11 protein-coding genes are annotated in these 14,304 nt (G+C 69.2%); 6 read left to right on the top strand and 5 right to left on the bottom strand.

Going from position 1 to position 14,304, the window contains the following annotated elements:
* The first annotated feature begins 40 nt into the window (after positions 1-40).
* The gene (locus tag ACQPW6_RS26700) at positions 41-2,278 is read left to right on the top strand and encodes a prolyl oligopeptidase family serine peptidase (protein WP_433892218.1); all 2,238 of its coding nucleotides are present in this window, start codon (positions 41-43) and stop codon (positions 2,276-2,278) included.
* Between the two features lie 37 nt (positions 2,279-2,315).
* Here ACQPW6_RS26700 and ACQPW6_RS26695 read toward each other — a convergent pair whose 3' ends face one another.
* Positions 2,316-3,401, bottom strand: coding sequence for a hypothetical protein (locus ACQPW6_RS26695; RefSeq protein WP_433892217.1), 1,086 nt, complete (start codon positions 3,399-3,401; stop codon positions 2,316-2,318).
* A 446-nt stretch (positions 3,402-3,847) separates the two neighbouring features.
* Here ACQPW6_RS26695 and ACQPW6_RS26690 point away from each other — a divergent pair, with 446 nt between their 5' ends.
* The 5 genes from ACQPW6_RS26690 (at position 3,848) to ACQPW6_RS26670 (ending at position 10,107) form a co-directional block, all read left to right on the top strand.
* Positions 3,848-4,882, top strand: coding sequence for an ABC transporter permease (locus ACQPW6_RS26690; protein WP_433892216.1), 1,035 nt, complete (start codon positions 3,848-3,850; stop codon positions 4,880-4,882).
* 100 nt (positions 4,883-4,982) lie between these two features.
* Positions 4,983-6,785: an ABC transporter substrate-binding protein gene (locus ACQPW6_RS26685; RefSeq protein ID WP_433892215.1), complete on the top strand. Its 1,803-nt coding sequence runs from the start codon at positions 4,983-4,985 to the stop codon at positions 6,783-6,785.
* A gap of 99 nt (positions 6,786-6,884) precedes the next feature.
* Positions 6,885-7,862, top strand: coding sequence for an ABC transporter permease (locus ACQPW6_RS26680; RefSeq protein WP_433892214.1), 978 nt, complete (start codon positions 6,885-6,887; stop codon positions 7,860-7,862).
* Positions 7,863-7,873: 11 nt separating this feature from the next.
* Positions 7,874-8,935, top strand: coding sequence for an ABC transporter ATP-binding protein (locus ACQPW6_RS26675; protein ID WP_433892213.1), 1,062 nt, complete (start codon positions 7,874-7,876; stop codon positions 8,933-8,935).
* A 26-nt stretch (positions 8,936-8,961) separates the two neighbouring features.
* Entirely contained in the window at positions 8,962-10,107 is a 1,146-nt protein-coding gene (locus tag ACQPW6_RS26670; RefSeq protein ID WP_433892212.1) for an ABC transporter ATP-binding protein, read from the top strand.
* Positions 10,108-10,205: 98 nt separating this feature from the next.
* On the opposite strand, the gene ACQPW6_RS26665 is transcribed toward ACQPW6_RS26670, so the two are convergent.
* Genes ACQPW6_RS26665 through ACQPW6_RS26650 form a run of 4 tightly spaced genes read right to left on the bottom strand, consistent with a single transcriptional unit; the run spans position 10,206 to position 14,294 of the window.
* The gene (locus ACQPW6_RS26665) at positions 10,206-11,351 is read right to left on the bottom strand and encodes an ABC transporter ATP-binding protein (RefSeq protein ID WP_433892211.1); all 1,146 of its coding nucleotides are present in this window, start codon (positions 11,349-11,351) and stop codon (positions 10,206-10,208) included.
* On the bottom strand, positions 11,332-12,363 hold the full coding sequence (locus tag ACQPW6_RS26660; RefSeq protein WP_433894672.1) for an ABC transporter ATP-binding protein: 1,032 nt from the start codon (positions 12,361-12,363) through the stop codon (positions 11,332-11,334). Before ACQPW6_RS26660 ends, ACQPW6_RS26665 begins: the two co-directional genes overlap by 20 nt.
* 31 nt (positions 12,364-12,394) lie before the next feature.
* On the bottom strand, positions 12,395-13,378 hold the full coding sequence (locus ACQPW6_RS26655) for an ABC transporter permease (RefSeq protein WP_433892210.1): 984 nt from the start codon (positions 13,376-13,378) through the stop codon (positions 12,395-12,397).
* Positions 13,371-14,294, bottom strand: coding sequence for an ABC transporter permease (locus ACQPW6_RS26650; RefSeq protein ID WP_433892209.1), 924 nt, complete (start codon positions 14,292-14,294; stop codon positions 13,371-13,373). Before ACQPW6_RS26650 ends, ACQPW6_RS26655 begins: the two co-directional genes overlap by 8 nt.
* Between the last annotated feature and the right edge of the window lie 10 nt (positions 14,295-14,304).

The raw sequence follows: 14,304 nt of genomic DNA, 5'->3' as shown, positions 1-14,304 counted from the left end.
AGGGAGGCGGGTGTCACAGGTAGCGCCTAGGGTCACAGCTATGACGGAACTCTCCTTCCCCCGGCAGCACGCCAGGACGCAGCGCTTCACCCTCGGGGCGCCGAAGTCCGTGACGGTTGCGCCGGACGGGACGAGAGTGGCGTTCCTGCGGTCCCGGTCGGGGTCCGACCGTGCGCAGATGCTGTGGGTGCTCGCCGTGTCGGAGGGCACGGAGGCGGGCTCCGGAGCGGGCGCCGGAGCCGGTGCCTCCGCCGAGCGGATCGTGGCGGACCCGGCGGCGCTGCTCGACGGCGGCACGGAGCAGCTGTCGGCCGCCGAGCGGGCCCGGCGGGAGCGCAGCCGCGAGGGCTCGGCGGGCATCGTCGGCTACGCGGTGGACGACGCGGTGTCGGTGGCCGCCTTCGCGCTGTCGGGACGGCTGTTCGTGGCGGATCTGCGCCAGGGCGGCGAGGGCGGCGGCGGTGTACGGGAGCTGACGGTGCCGGGCCCGGTGGTCGACCCGCGGCCGTCGCCCGACGGCCGGCTGGTGGCCTACGCGTGTGAGGGCGCGCTGCGGGTGGCGGCGATCCCCGGCGCGGCGGGCGGGCAGGAACAGGATGCGGCGGCCGGCGGCACCGCGGTCGGTGACAACCGGGACCGGGCGCTGGCCGAGCCCGACGGCGAGTCGGTCACCTGGGGTCTCGCGGAGTTCATCGCGGCCGAGGAGATGGGCCGCAGCCGGGGCTTCTGGTGGTCGCCCGACAGCTCGGCGCTGCTGGTGGCCCGGGTGGACGAGTCCCCGGTGGAGCGCCGCTGGATCGCCGAGCCGGCCCATCCGGACCGGGCGCCGGTGGCGGTGGCCTACCCGCTGGCGGGCACCGCCAACGCGATCGTGACCCTGTCGCTGCTGGGCCTCGACGGCTCGCGGCGCGAGGTGGAGTGGGACCGGGACGGCTTCCCGTACCTGGCGGCCGTGCACTGGTCGGCGGCGGCCCCGCCGACGCTGCTCGTACAGGACCGCGACCAGCGCGAACAGCGCTATCTGACGGTGGACACGGCCACCGGCGCGACCGCCGTGGAGCTGGTCGAGGAAGATCAAGTTTGGCTTGATCTTTTCCCCGGCTCGCCGGCCCGGCGGCCGGACGGCACGCTGGTGAGGATCACCGATCTGGACGGCGTACGGGTGCTGGTGGCCGGCGACAAGCCGCTGACCGGCGCCGAACTGCACGTACGGGCGCTGCTGCACACCGGGGCCGACGAGGTGCTGGTGACCGCGTCCGCCGGGGCCGCCGCCGCGGAGCCGGAGATCGGGCAGGTGCACGTCTACCGGGTGGCGGAGTCCGCGGTGGTCAGGGTCTCGCCCGAGCCCGGCGTGCACAGCGCGGTCAGGTCCGGTGGTCTGACGGTGCTGACCTCGGCGGTCGCCGACCGCTCCGGCACCACCACCCGGGTGCTGCGCGGCGGGCGGATCGTCGCCGAGATCGCCAACCACGCCCAGCGGCCCAGCCTGACCGCCCGCCCGCGGTTCACCGAGGCCGGCGAGCGGCGCATCCCGTCCGCGGTGCTGCTGCCGACCGGTTACGCAGAGGGCGACGGCCCGCTGCCGGTGCTGCTCGACCCGTACGGCGGTCCGCACGGCCAGCGGGTGGTCGCCGCGCAGAACGCGCACCTGGTGTCGCAGTGGTTCGCCGACCAGGGCTTCGCGGTGGTGGTCGCGGACGGCCGCGGCACCCCCGGGAGGTCGCCGGGCTGGGAGAAGTCGATCGCGTTCAAGCTGGCCGCGATCTCGCTGGAGGACCAGGTCGCCGCGCTCCAGGCGCTGGCCGCCGACCACCCGCTGGATCTCGGCCGGGTTGCCATCCGCGGCTGGTCCTACGGCGGCACGCTGGCCGCGCTCGCGGTGCTGCGCCGCCCCGACGTCTTCCACGCGGCGGTGGTCGGCGCGCCGCTCACGCAGCAGCGCCTCTACGACACGCATTACACCGAGCGTTACCTCGGGCGGCCCGACCAGCACCCCGAGGCGTATGACGCGAACTCGGTGGTGACCGACGAGGGCATCGTCGAACTCGCCGAGCCGGCCCGGCCGCTGATGCTCATTCACGGCCTGGCCGACGACAACGTGCTGGTGGCGAACGCGCTGCGGCTGTCGAGCGCGCTGCTCGCCGCGGGCCGTCCGCACGAGGTGCTGCCGCTGTCGGGCGTCACGCACATGACGGCGCCTCAGGAGCAGGTCGCGGAGAACCTGCTGCTGCTCCAGGTCGAGTTCCTGAAGCGCTCGCTGGGCATCCCCCGCGACTGACCGGCCGCCGCCCCGCCCGTTCCCGGGCAGGTCAGGGCTACTGCGGCGGGTGGTTGGGCGGCGGCGGCCCGAACCCGCCGGCGGCCGGGGGCTGTTGCGGCATCGGGCCCCAGCCGGCCGGCGCCCCGTACTGCGGGGCCGGCGGACCCCAGCCCTGCGGAAGGGCCCGCGCCGGGTCCTCCTTGACCAGCAGCAGCAGCCCGATCAGCACCGCGAGCAGCACCTCGGCCACGGCGAAGATCTGATCCGCCTTCACATAGGTCTCCACCCGGTCGAACCTGAACAGCAGGTGCTCGGAGTGCAGGGTGTCGAACAGCAGGATCCGGGCGAGCACCAGGCTGAGCACGAACGACAGGCCCAGCGGCCGGGCGAGCGGGTGCCGGGCGAACGCGGCGACCGCCGCACCGAGCGCCAGCGCGACCAGTGCCCAGGCCAGGTAGAGGGTGGGCGGGCCGAGCAGCACGCTGGGGAACATCTCACCGATGAGCAGGTACTTGTAGAAGTGCGGCTGGAAGTGCCCGTCGGCGTATTTGTGCACGTAGAAGATCTGCCAGCCGATCATCTCCAGGGCGAGCACGACCAGCAGCGCCCCGGCCGCGGCAGCGGTGCCGCGGCTCGGCCGGGGAACGGCCCCCGCACCTGCGGGGGTTGACGGCTGGTCCCGCGGCGCGAGGGAGCGGGCGAGTGCGCTCATCTGCTCGCGCCCCCACAGTCCGAGGCCGAGCAGCACCAGTCCGGCCAGCGTCCCGCCGACCGAGGTGAGCAGCGCCCTGGTGTGCAGCGGAGCGCCGTCCAGCCAGTCGTTGGCGTACATCCAGACGCCGGGCAGCCGCATCACAAAAGCGATGATCCCGGCGGTGACGAAACCCCACACCGCGGCGGGGCGGCGGGAGGTGAACAGCGCGCCGGCCGCGGTGACGATCACCACGACATCGGCGATGCCGGTGAACGGCGGAGGGTGCTTCTGCCCGGCCAGCTGGAGTCCGATCCACATCCACACCGCGTCGTGCAGACCGTCGGCGTTGATGTCCCGGATCATCCAGGCCAGTTCCACCGCGATCAGCGCACAGCAGATCACCGCGGCCGTGGCGCGCGCGCCCGGTCGCATGGCTGTCGACTCCATCGACGTACTCCCCCGTAACCCGAGTGTTCCTCGCAGATATACCCGCACATCTTGGGGTAGGAACAGGCGGCTCCGGAAGTGAACCGGCGTTCCGGCCGCCGGTTCGGGGGCCGGTCGGAGCGGTGTGGAGTGCTCCGACCGGCCAACGGCACCCGCACGGCCGTACGTTGTTCAGACTGCTACGTCCGTATATCGGAGTTGCGACAGCCAAGTTGCCACATTGTTAACGCGTTTCGTACCTACATGACCGATATGTCGTACACGCCGCGCGCTTGTCAAGCACGTCCAGAGGACAATCTGCCAAATCTTCGCTCAAGATGCCAAACAACAAGCTTTCTTCCTTCCGCCCCCTCTTGACTGGAAGTTGATTCCATTGCGAAAGTCCGCACAACCCGCGACGCACTCCCCGTCGCGTCAACCAGACTCCTGCTGCGGGGGCATTCGCGATGACGAGTTCAACTGAGGCCAAGGTCACCGAGCCGCCGGGCGGCCCGGGAGAGCCCGACGAGACGACGGTCGACGTCCCCAAGGACATCGCCGAGTTGGTCGGACGTTCCCCAGGTCAGCTCATGTGGCGACGGTTCAAGCGGGACCGCACCGGGGTCATCGCCGCATACGTGGTGATCTTCTTCTTCGCCATCGCGATCCTCGCGCCGGTGATCGCCAAGCTCTACGGCAAGAACCCGTACACCCTGTACGGAGAGGACAATCCGGACCTTCTCAACGAGTTCGGCTACCCGGTGGCGCCCAACGGCGGCATGAGCAGCCACTTCTGGTTCGGCATCGAACCGCAGCTCGGCCGTGACGTGTTCACGCAACTTCTGTACGGGATCAGGACCTCGCTGGGCATCGCCGTCGCGGTGACCATCTCGGTGACGATCACCGCGATCCTGCTGGGCATCGCCGGCGGCTACCTCGGCGGCAAGGCGGACTACTTCATCGGCCGGGTCTCCGACCTGCTGATGGCGTTCCCCTCGCAGCTGTTCTTCGTCGCGTTCATGCCGGTGGTCGTCTCGATCTTCGTCTCCCCCGCCGACGCGACGCCGACCTACCTGCGGGTGGTCGCGCTGATCATGGTGCAGTGGTTCCTCGGCTGGATGGGCCTGGCCCGGCTGCTGCGCGGGCAGGTACTCACGCTGCGTGAACGGGAGTTCATCGAAGCGGCCCGGGTCACCGGGGCCTCGCCATGGCGGATCATCCGCCATGAGCTGCTGCCCAACCTGGTCACGCCGATCCTGGTGCAGAGCACGCTGATGCTCCCGGGGTTCGTGACCGCCGAGGCGGGCCTGTCGTTCCTCGGTGTCGGACTGATCGAACCGACGCCCGACTGGGGCCGGATGTTCGCCACCGGTGGGGCGATCTACCAGAACGACCTCACTTACATGTTCTTCCCCGGCATCGCCATGGTGGTCTTCATCGTCGCGTTCAACCTGCTCGGGGACTCGGTCCGGGACGCTTTCGATCCGAAGACCGCACGCTGAGGAAGTGGCCGAGGGGGTGGCTGCCGCCCCATCACCGGATGAGTCAGGCAGCTCAACAGGTAACCACGAACAGGGGTGCAAGTACCGAATGAACTTCTACATGCGTAGAACCCGGGCGGGGCTGGTGGCGATAGCCGCGGGCGCGCTGGTTCTCACCGCCTGCAGCAGCGGCAACGGCAGCGACAGCGGTGGCAAGCAGGGCAAGGACGTCAAGGCCACGCAGAGCAAGAGTGCGCAGCAGCTCCAGTCCCAGGTCACTTTCGGTGACGCCGCGGCCTCCACCGGACCGGCCGCGCCGATCGCCGGCGCGACGCCGGGCGGCACTCTGCACGCCCTGGAACGCGACAGCTACACCCACCTCGACCCGGGCCAGATCTATGTCTCCAACGAGGGCCAGCTCGCCACGCTGATCCACCGTGGCCTGACCACGTACAAGCTGGACGACAAGGGCAACTACACCGTCGTCGGCGACCTCGCCACGGACAGCGGCGAGCAGTCGGACGGCGGCAAGACCTGGACGTTCCACCTCAAGGACGGCATCAAGTGGCAGGACGGCACGCCGATCACGTCCAAGGACATCCGGTGGTCCGTGGAGCGGCTGTTCGCCCCGTTCATCACCAACGGCCCGGCCTACCTCCAGCAGTGGCTGGCCAACACCAACGGCGCTGACTACCGCAAGCTGCTGCCGGACGGCCCGTACAAGGGCAAGCACCTGCCGGACAGCCTGCTGGCCACCCCGGACGACAAGACGATCGTCTTCCACTTCCCGAACCCGGAGGCGGACACCCCCTACCTGTTCGCGATGCCCGGCTACTCGGCCGTGGACTCCGCGAAGGACACCAAGGAGAAGTACGACAAGGCGCCGGTCGCGTCGGGTCCGTACATGATCAAGTCCTTCGAGACCGGCAAGTCGATGACGCTGGTGAAGAACCCGAACTGGGACCCGGCCACCGACGCGGCCCGGCACCAGTACGTGGACACCTACGACATCACGTTCAACCACCAGCAGGAGGACTCCACCAAGCGTCTGATGTCCGACGCCGGTGACAACCAGACCTCGCTGAGCTTCTCCAACGCGGTGGACACGCTCAACACGCCGAAGGTCGTCGGCACGCCGTCGATCTACAAGCGCACGGTGGCCGGCTACCAGCCGTTCGTGGGCGAGGTGAACTTCAACATGACCAAGCTCACCGACCTCAACGTCCGCAAGGCACTGGCCATGGCGCTGCCGACCAAGCCGACCTACACCGCGCTCGGCGCGTCCTACGGCGCCGAGTACGCCGGCGGCTTCATCAGCCCGACGCTGTCCGGCTACCAGAAGGCCGACCCGCTGGGCAAGGTCGCGCACCCCGACGGCCAGCCGGCCGAGGCCAAGAAGATCCTGCAGGCCGCGGGCAAGCTGAACACGAAGATCACCTACGCGTACATCAACACCACGCAGGGCCAGCAGTACTCGGTGGTCATCGCGAACACCCTGAAGCAGGCCGGCTTCGACGTCCAGCGCAAGGAACTTCCCTCGGCGACGTACTACGACCTGATCGGCAAGGTCGACAACCCGTACGACATCTACGCCAGCGCCTGGGGCGCTGACTGGCCGAGCACCCTGACGGTGATCCCGCCGGTCTTCGACGGCCGCACGATCGCCGACCAGGCGCCGAACTACTCGCACGTGAACGACCCGCACATCAACAGCGAGATCGACCGGATCAAGAAGATCACCGACCCGAAGGCCGCCGCTGACGCGTGGTTCGCGCTCAACACCTACATCGTCACCAAGGTGATCCCGGGTGTGCCGACCGTGTACTACAAGCAGCTCCAGCTCTTCGGTTCGAAGGTCGGCGGCGTGGTCTACAACAACATCACCGCGGGCATCGACCTGACCAAGCTCTACGTCAAGAAGTAAGCAGCATCAGCCAGTTCCCTGGTGGGGCCGGGCATCCAGCCCGGCCCCGTCGGGGCGCCCGACACCCACCGCCGCCGTCCTCTGAGAGCTGCGACCGCCATGCTTCGATTCCTCGTCCGCCGGACGCTCGGCGCTCTGGTCATCCTGTTGTTCATCAGCGCCTTCACGTTCTTCCTCTTCTTCGCGATCCCGCACGACCCGGCCCTGCTGTCCTGCGGAAAGAACTGCAGCCCCGCGAACCTCGCGATCATCCACCACAACCTCGGTACGGATCATCCGGTTCCGGTGCAGTACTACAACTACATGGTCCGGATCTTCACCGGTCACCGGTTCAGTGCCGGCAACTGCCCGGCGCCATGCCTCGGATACTCGTTCAGCACCAACGAGCCGGTGTGGCCGACGCTGGTCAACCGGCTGCCCACCACCCTCTCGCTGGCCGCCGGCGGTGCCGTGGTCTTCCTCATCGTCGGTCTGGGCACCGGCATGCTGGCCGCCTGGAAGCGCGGCGGGATCATCGACAAGATCTTCAGCTCCGCCTCGCTGGTGCTGAGCTCGATGCAGATCTACTTCATCGGCCCGATCGTGCTCGCGATCTTCGTCTACAACAACCAGATCCTCGACCAGCCCAAATACGTGCCGATCACGCACAGCGTGACCGGCTGGTTCAACGGGCTGTTCATCCCGTGGTGCGTGCTGTCGATCATCTTCACCGCCAACTACACCCGCATGGCGCGCTCGACGATGATCGAACAACTACAGGAAGAACATGTGCGCACCGCCCGCGCCAAGGGCATGTCCAGCGCCTACGTCTTCTTCCGCTACGCCTGGCGCGGCTCACTGATCCCGATCATCACCATCCTCGGTATCGACCTGGGCGCGCTGTTCGGCGGCGCGATGATCACCGAGTGGACGTTCCAGCTCGCCGGGCTCGGCCGGCTGGCGGTGGACTCCGTCGACAAGACGGACCTGCCCATGCTGATGGGCGTGATGCTGTTCAGCGCCACCCTGATCGTCCTGTTCAACATCATCGTGGACGCCGCCTACGCGTTCATCGACCCGCGCGTGCGGCTGTCCTAGGAGATTCGTCAGTGACCACCATGACCAAGCCCGAGGAGGACAGGACGCCGTCCGGCTCGGACGCGTTCCTCTCCGTCCGCGACCTGTACGTGCACTTCGCCACCGAGGACGGCGTCGTCAAGGCCGTGGACGGGCTCTCCTTCGACCTCCAGCGCGGCCAGACGCTCGGCATCGTCGGCGAGTCCGGCTCGGGGAAGTCGGTCACCAACCTGACCGTGCTCGGGCTGCACAACCCTAAGACCACCACCATCGGCGGCGAGATCATCCTCGACGGCCAGGAGCTGACCGGGGCGAGCAACCGCACCCTGGAGCGGCTGCGCGGCAACAAGATGGCGATGATCTTCCAGGACCCGCTGACCGCGCTGTCGCCGTACTACACCGTCGGCCGGCAGATCGCCGAGCCCTACGTCAAGCACATGGGGGCCAGCAAGCGGGAGGGCCGCGCGCGGGCGATCGAGATGCTGGACAAGGTCGGCATCCCGCAGCCCAGGACCCGGGTGGACGACTACCCGCACCAGTTCTCCGGCGGTATGCGGCAGCGCGCGATGATCGCGATGGCGCTGGTGTGCAACCCCGAGCTGCTGATCGCGGACGAGCCCACCACCGCGCTGGACGTCACCGTGCAGGCGCAGATCCTGGACCTGCTGCGCGACCTCCAGCAGGAGTTCGGCTCCGCGATCATCCTGATCACCCACGACCTCGGGGTGGTGTCCAACATCGCCGACGACCTGCTGGTGATGTACGCCGGCCGGGCGGTGGAGCGCGGTTCGGTACGCGAGGTGATCACCGAGCCGCAGCACCCGTACACCTGGGGCCTGCTCAGCTCGATGCCCCGGCTGACCTCCGACGTGGACGCGGAGCTGTCGCCGATTCCCGGCATGCCGCCGAGTCTGCTCAACCCGCCGTCGGGTTGCGCCTTCCATCCACGCTGCGACTATCCCGAGCTCGTCGGCGGTGACGCCTGCTACTCCGCACGGCCGGACCTGCCGCCAGGGCGCAGCGCCGCCTGTCATCTGACGGCCGAGCAGAAGCAGTCCGTATTCATCGAGAAGATTCAGCCCCGGCTGGGCTGACCAGTCATCTGGGGCAGGCAAAAACCATGAGCAACGACGTTTCGCTTTCGAAGAACGAGCCGGAGCCGGCCGACGCGGTGCCCGCACCGCGGGACGAGCCGCCCGGTGAGGCACTGCTGGAGATCAGCGGGCTGACCAAGCACTTCCCGATCTACGGCGGCTTCCCGTTCAAGCGCCGGGTCGGCGCCGTCCAGGCGGTGGACGGCATCGACCTGACCGTCGGGGCGGGTGAGAGCTTCGGCCTGGTCGGCGAGTCCGGCTGCGGCAAGTCCACCACCGGGCGGCTGATCACCCGGCTGCTGGAGCCGACCGCGGGGAAGATCAGCTACAAGGGCCAGGACATCACGCACTCCTCACGCAAGGAGCTGATGCCGATCAGGTCCGAGGTGCAGATGATCTTCCAGGACCCGTACTCCTCGCTGAACCCGCGGCAGACCGTCGGCACCATCATCGGCGGCCCGATGGAGATCAACGGGATGAACCCGCCCGGCGGCCGGGAGGGCCGGGTGCGGGAGCTGCTGGAGACCGTCGGCCTCAACCCCGAGCACTACAACCGGTTCCCGCACGAGTTCTCCGGCGGACAGCGGCAGCGGATCGGGGTGGCCAGGGCGCTGGCGCTGGAACCCAAGCTGATCGTGGCCGACGAGCCGGTCTCCGCGCTGGACGTGTCCATCCAGGCGCAGGTGGTCAACCTGCTGCAGAAGGTGCAGCGGGAGCTGGGGATCGCGTTCCTGTTCATCGCGCACGACCTGGCGATCGTCCGGCACTTCTCGCAGCGGGTCGCGGTGATGTACCTGGGCAAGATCGTGGAGATCGGCGACCGGGACTCGATCTACAACCGGCCGCGGCACCCGTACACCCACGCGCTGCTGTCGGCGGTGCCGGAGGTGGACCTGGAGGGTGAGGAGCGCGAGCGGATCCGGCTGGCCGGTGACGTGCCGTCGCCGATCAACCCGCCGTCGGGCTGCCGGTTCCGCACCCGGTGCTGGAAGGCGCAGGAGAAGTGCGAGGTCGAGGAGCCGCCGCTGATCCAGATCGGCGGGAACCACGACGGGCACCTGACCGCCTGCCACTTCCCCGAAGAACCGACGATCGCGGCGCGTGACGAGGACATCATCCTCGATCCCGCACTCGCCGCGATCGAGGAGGCGGCCGACAAGAAGACCCTCTGACCCGGGTTCAGTTCGCCTTCCCTCGGCGTCGCAGCCGTATCCGGACACCCCTGGCACCCGGGTACGGCTTCGGCGCGCGCGGGCGCCGCCCGGGCCCGTCAGTCGGGTACGACCTTGCGCTCCTCCGCGAAGTGGCAGGCCGAGTCGTGCTCGGCCGGTCCCCCGGTGCCCTTGAAGACCTCGGGCACCGCGAGCAGCGGCTCCTCCCGCGCGCAGAGCTCCTGCGCCTTCCAGCACCGGGTGCGGAACCGGCAGCCCGACGGCGGATTCGCCGGCGAGGGCACGTCACCCGCGAGGATGATCCTCCCGCGTCCCTCCGCGGGACCGTCCCCGCCGCCCTCGGCCGGCAGCCCGGAGCCGCCCTCCACGGAGGCGCCGCCGCGCGGCGCCCTGGCCGCCGGGTCGGGCACCGGCACCGCCGACAGCAGCGCCTGGGTGTACGGGTGCGTCGGGTGCTGGTAGATCTGCTCGTCCGCGCCGATCTCCACGATCTTGCCCAGGTACATCACGCCGACCCGGTCAGAGATGTGCCGGACGATCGACAGGTCGTGCGCGATGAACATGTACGACAGGTTGAACTCGTCCTGCAGCCGCTCCATCAGGTTGACCACCTGCGCCTGCACCGACACGTCCAGCGCGGAGACCGGCTCGTCGGCCACGATGATCTCCGGGCGCAGCGCGAGCCCGCGGGCGATGCCGATCCGCTGCCGCTGCCCGCCGGAGAACTGGTGCGGATACCGGTTGATGTACTCCGGGTTCAGCCCGACCACGTCGAGCAGCTCCTCCACCCGGCGCCGCCGGTCGCCCTTGGGGGCCACCTCGGGGTGGATCTCGTACGGCTCGCCGATGATGTCGCCGACCGTCATCCGCGGGTTCAGCGAGGTGTACGGGTCCTGGAAGACCATCTGGATGTTGCGGCGGACGGCTTTCAGCGCCCGCCCGGACAGCTTGGTGATGTCCTCGCCCTTGAACATCACGGTGCCGGCGGTGGCCTGCTCCAGGTTCATCAGCAGCCTGGCCACCGTGGACTTGCCGCAGCCGGACTCGCCGACGATGCCGAGCGTCTCGCCCGCGAACAGGTCGAAGTTCACCCCGTCCACCGCCTGGACGGCGCCGACCTGCTTCTTGAAGAGGATGCCCTGGGTCAGCGGGAAGTGCTTGACCAGGCCGCGGACCTGCAGGATCGGCTCCTTCGCCGGCCCCGGCGCGGACCCGCTCACCGGCTCAGTCGTCGACTGACTCACCAAGGGTCTCCTTCCAGAAGTGGCAGGCGCTCGCCCGGTCCCGGCTGACCTGGTACAGCGGCGGTACGTCGGTCCGGCAGACGGCCTGGGCCATCGGGCAGCGCGGGTGGAACGCGCAGCCGGACGGGATGTGCAGCAGGTTGGGCGGCAGGCCCTTGATCGCGTACAGCTCCTGGCCCTTCTGGTCGACCCGCGGGATCGAGTCGAGCAGGCCCTTGGTGTACGGGTGGGCCGGCGCCCGGTAGATGTCGTGCACGGGGGCCCGCTCCACGATCCGGCCGGCGTACATCACCGCGATCTTGTCGGCGACGTCGGCGACCACACCCAGGTCGTGGGTGATCAGGATCAGCCCCATGTTGAACTCGCGCTGGAGCTCGGCCAGCAGGTCCATCACCTGCGCCTGCACGGTGACGTCGAGCGCGGTGGTCGGCTCGTCGGCGATGATCAGGTCGGGTTCGAGTGCCATCGCCATGGCGATCATCACCCGCTGCCGCATACCGCCGGAGAACTGGTGCGGGTACTGCTTGACGCGCTCGGCGGCGGCCGGGATGCGGACCCGCTCCATCAGCTCGACGGCCTTGGCCCTGGCCTCCTTGCGGCCCATGCCGCGGTGCACCCGGAACATCTCGCCGAGCTGCTCCCCCACGTTCAGCACCGGGTTCAGCGAGGACAGCGCGTCCTGGAAGATCATCGCCATCTTCGCGCCGCGCACCTTGCGCCGCTCCTCAGGCCCGAGCTTCAGCAGGTCGCGGCCCTGGAAGAGCACCTCGCCCTGGGTGACGAAGCCCGGCGGGGAGTCCAGGATGCCCATCACGGCCTGCGCGGTGACGGACTTGCCGGAGCCGGACTCGCCGAGCACCGCCAGCGTCTCGCCGGCGTCCACCGAGTAGTCCACGCCGTTGACGGCCTTGGCGACGCCTTCCCTGGTGCGGAACTCCACATGCAGGTCGCGGACGTCGAGCAGCGGCCCGGCGGCGGCGCCGGTGCCGTCCCGGCCGCCGGGTCCTGTCATCATCTGCGAACTCGTGGCCATCGCGGGCTCCTCAGCGCAGCTTGGGGTCGAGGGCGTCGCGTACCGCGTCGCCGAGCATGATGAACGCCAGCACGGTGATGCTCAGCGCGCCCGCGGGCCACAGCAGCATGTGCGGGGCGTTGCGGATCTGGTTGGACGCGTCGGAGATGTCGATGCCCCAGGACACGGTCGGCGGCCGCAGGCCGACGCCGAGGTAGGACAGCGTGGCCTCCAGCGAGATGTACGTGCCGAGCGCGATGGTGCCGACGACGATGACCGGCGCGACGGCGTTCGGCAGGATGTGCCGCAGCAGCAGCCGGGGGCTGCCGGCGCCGAGCGCCCGGGCGGCCTGCACGTAGTCGTTCTGCCGGACGGTCAGCACCGAGCCGCGGGCGATACGGGCGATCTGCGGCCAGCCCAGCAGGATCATGAAGCCGACCACCGGCCAGACCGTGCTGTTGGTGATCACCGAGAGGAAGACCAGGCCGCCCAGGATCACCGGGATGCCGAAGAAGATGTCGCTGATCCGGGACAGGATCGCGTCCCACCAGCCGCCGAAGAAGCCGGCCAGCCCGCCCAGCACGCTCCCCAGCAGGACGACGCCCGCGGTGGCGCAGACGCCGACGGTCACCGAGGCGCGGGCGCCGTAGACCACCCGGGTGTAGACGTCCCGGCCCTGGCCGTCGTAGCCGAACGGGTGGCCGGGCTGCGAGCCCAGCTGGGCCTTGGACAGGTCGGCCTGCAACGGGTCCTGGTCGGCGATCACCCCGGGCCAGATGGAGATGAACACCAGGAACAGGATGATCAGCGCCGAGATGATGAAGATCGGGTTGCGCCGCAGGTCGCGCCAGGCGTCCGACCACAGGCTGCGCGGCTTGTCGGCGGGCTCGCCGCCGGTCTGGCCGGGCTTGCCCTCCAGGGTGCCGGCCTCCTCGGCGGCCAGGTCCATCCCGCCGCTGAAGCCGCCGGGCGACATGGCCTGGTCGGGCTCCAGCGGGTTGTGTGGCTCAGGCATACCGGATCCTCGGGTCCAGGACCGCGTAGAGCAGGTCGACGAGCAGGTTCGCGAGCAGGAAGACCAGCACCAGGATGGTGACGAAGCCGACCACCGTGGGCGAGTTGTTGCGCAGGATGCCCTGGTAGAGGTTGAAGCCGACGCCGTGGATGTTGAAGATCCGCTCGGTGACGATGGCGCCGCCCATCAGCGCGCCGATGTCGGTGCCGATGAAGGTCACCACCGGGATCAGCGAGTTGCGCAGCAGGTGCCGGACGATCACCCGGCGGCGCGGCAGCCCCTTGGCGACCGCGGTGCGCACGTAGTCGGCGCGGGTGTTCTCGGCGATCGAGGTCCGGGTCAGCCGGGTGACGTAGGCCAGCGAGACCAGGGCGAGCACCAGGCCGGGCAGCACCAGTTCGTTGAACGGGGCCGCCGGCGACACCGAGGGGCTGACCCAGCCGAGTTTGACGCCGATCAGGTACTGCGCCACATAGCCGGTGACGAAGGTCGGCACCGAGATGACCACCAGGGTCAGCAGCAGCACCCCGGTGTCCACCGGCTTGCCGCGCTTCATGCCGGTGATCACGCCGAGCGTGATGCCGATGACGATCTCGAAGAGGATCGCCACGATGGTGAGCCGGATGGTGACCGGGAAGGCGCTGCCCATCAGCTCGGTGACCGGCTGGCCGTTGAAGGCGGTGCCGAAGTCGCCGGTGAAGATGTTCTTCATGTAGATCAGGTACTGCTGCCACAGCGGGTCGTTCAGATGCAGGTCGTTCCGGATCTGGGCAGCCGTGGCCGGGTCGGGCGCGCGATCGCCGAACAGCGCGGCGACCGGGTCGCCGAGCGCGTAGACCATGAAGAAGATCAGGAACGTGCTGCCGATGAACACCGGGATCATCTGGAGCAGCCGCCGGATCACATAGCGTCCCATACGGAACCTT

Source organism: Streptomyces sp. CA-111067, from assembly GCF_050956065.1.
GTDB lineage: Bacteria > Actinomycetota > Actinomycetes > Streptomycetales > Streptomycetaceae > Actinacidiphila.
Note: the sequence above shows the minus strand (reverse complement) of the source record. Positions and strands in the feature narration are given on the sequence as shown.

Excerpts from the sequence above, each read along its gene's own strand:
- ACQPW6_RS26700 (WP_433892218.1), top strand. The coding sequence starts at position 41 with ATGACGGAACTCTCCTTCCCCCGGCAGCACGCCAGGACGCAGCGCTTC.
- ACQPW6_RS26695 (WP_433892217.1), bottom strand. The coding sequence starts at position 3,401 with ATGGAGTCGACAGCCATGCGACCGGGCGCGCGCGCCACGGCCGCGGTG.
- ACQPW6_RS26690 (WP_433892216.1), top strand. The coding sequence starts at position 3,848 with ATGACGAGTTCAACTGAGGCCAAGGTCACCGAGCCGCCGGGCGGCCCG.
- ACQPW6_RS26685 (WP_433892215.1), top strand. The coding sequence starts at position 4,983 with ATGCGTAGAACCCGGGCGGGGCTGGTGGCGATAGCCGCGGGCGCGCTG.
- ACQPW6_RS26680 (WP_433892214.1), top strand. The coding sequence starts at position 6,885 with ATGCTTCGATTCCTCGTCCGCCGGACGCTCGGCGCTCTGGTCATCCTG.
- ACQPW6_RS26670 (WP_433892212.1), top strand. The coding sequence starts at position 8,962 with ATGAGCAACGACGTTTCGCTTTCGAAGAACGAGCCGGAGCCGGCCGAC.
- ACQPW6_RS26660 (WP_433894672.1), bottom strand. The coding sequence starts at position 12,363 with ATGACAGGACCCGGCGGCCGGGACGGCACCGGCGCCGCCGCCGGGCCG.
- ACQPW6_RS26655 (WP_433892210.1), bottom strand. The coding sequence starts at position 13,378 with ATGCCTGAGCCACACAACCCGCTGGAGCCCGACCAGGCCATGTCGCCC.
- ACQPW6_RS26650 (WP_433892209.1), bottom strand. The coding sequence starts at position 14,294 with ATGGGACGCTATGTGATCCGGCGGCTGCTCCAGATGATCCCGGTGTTC.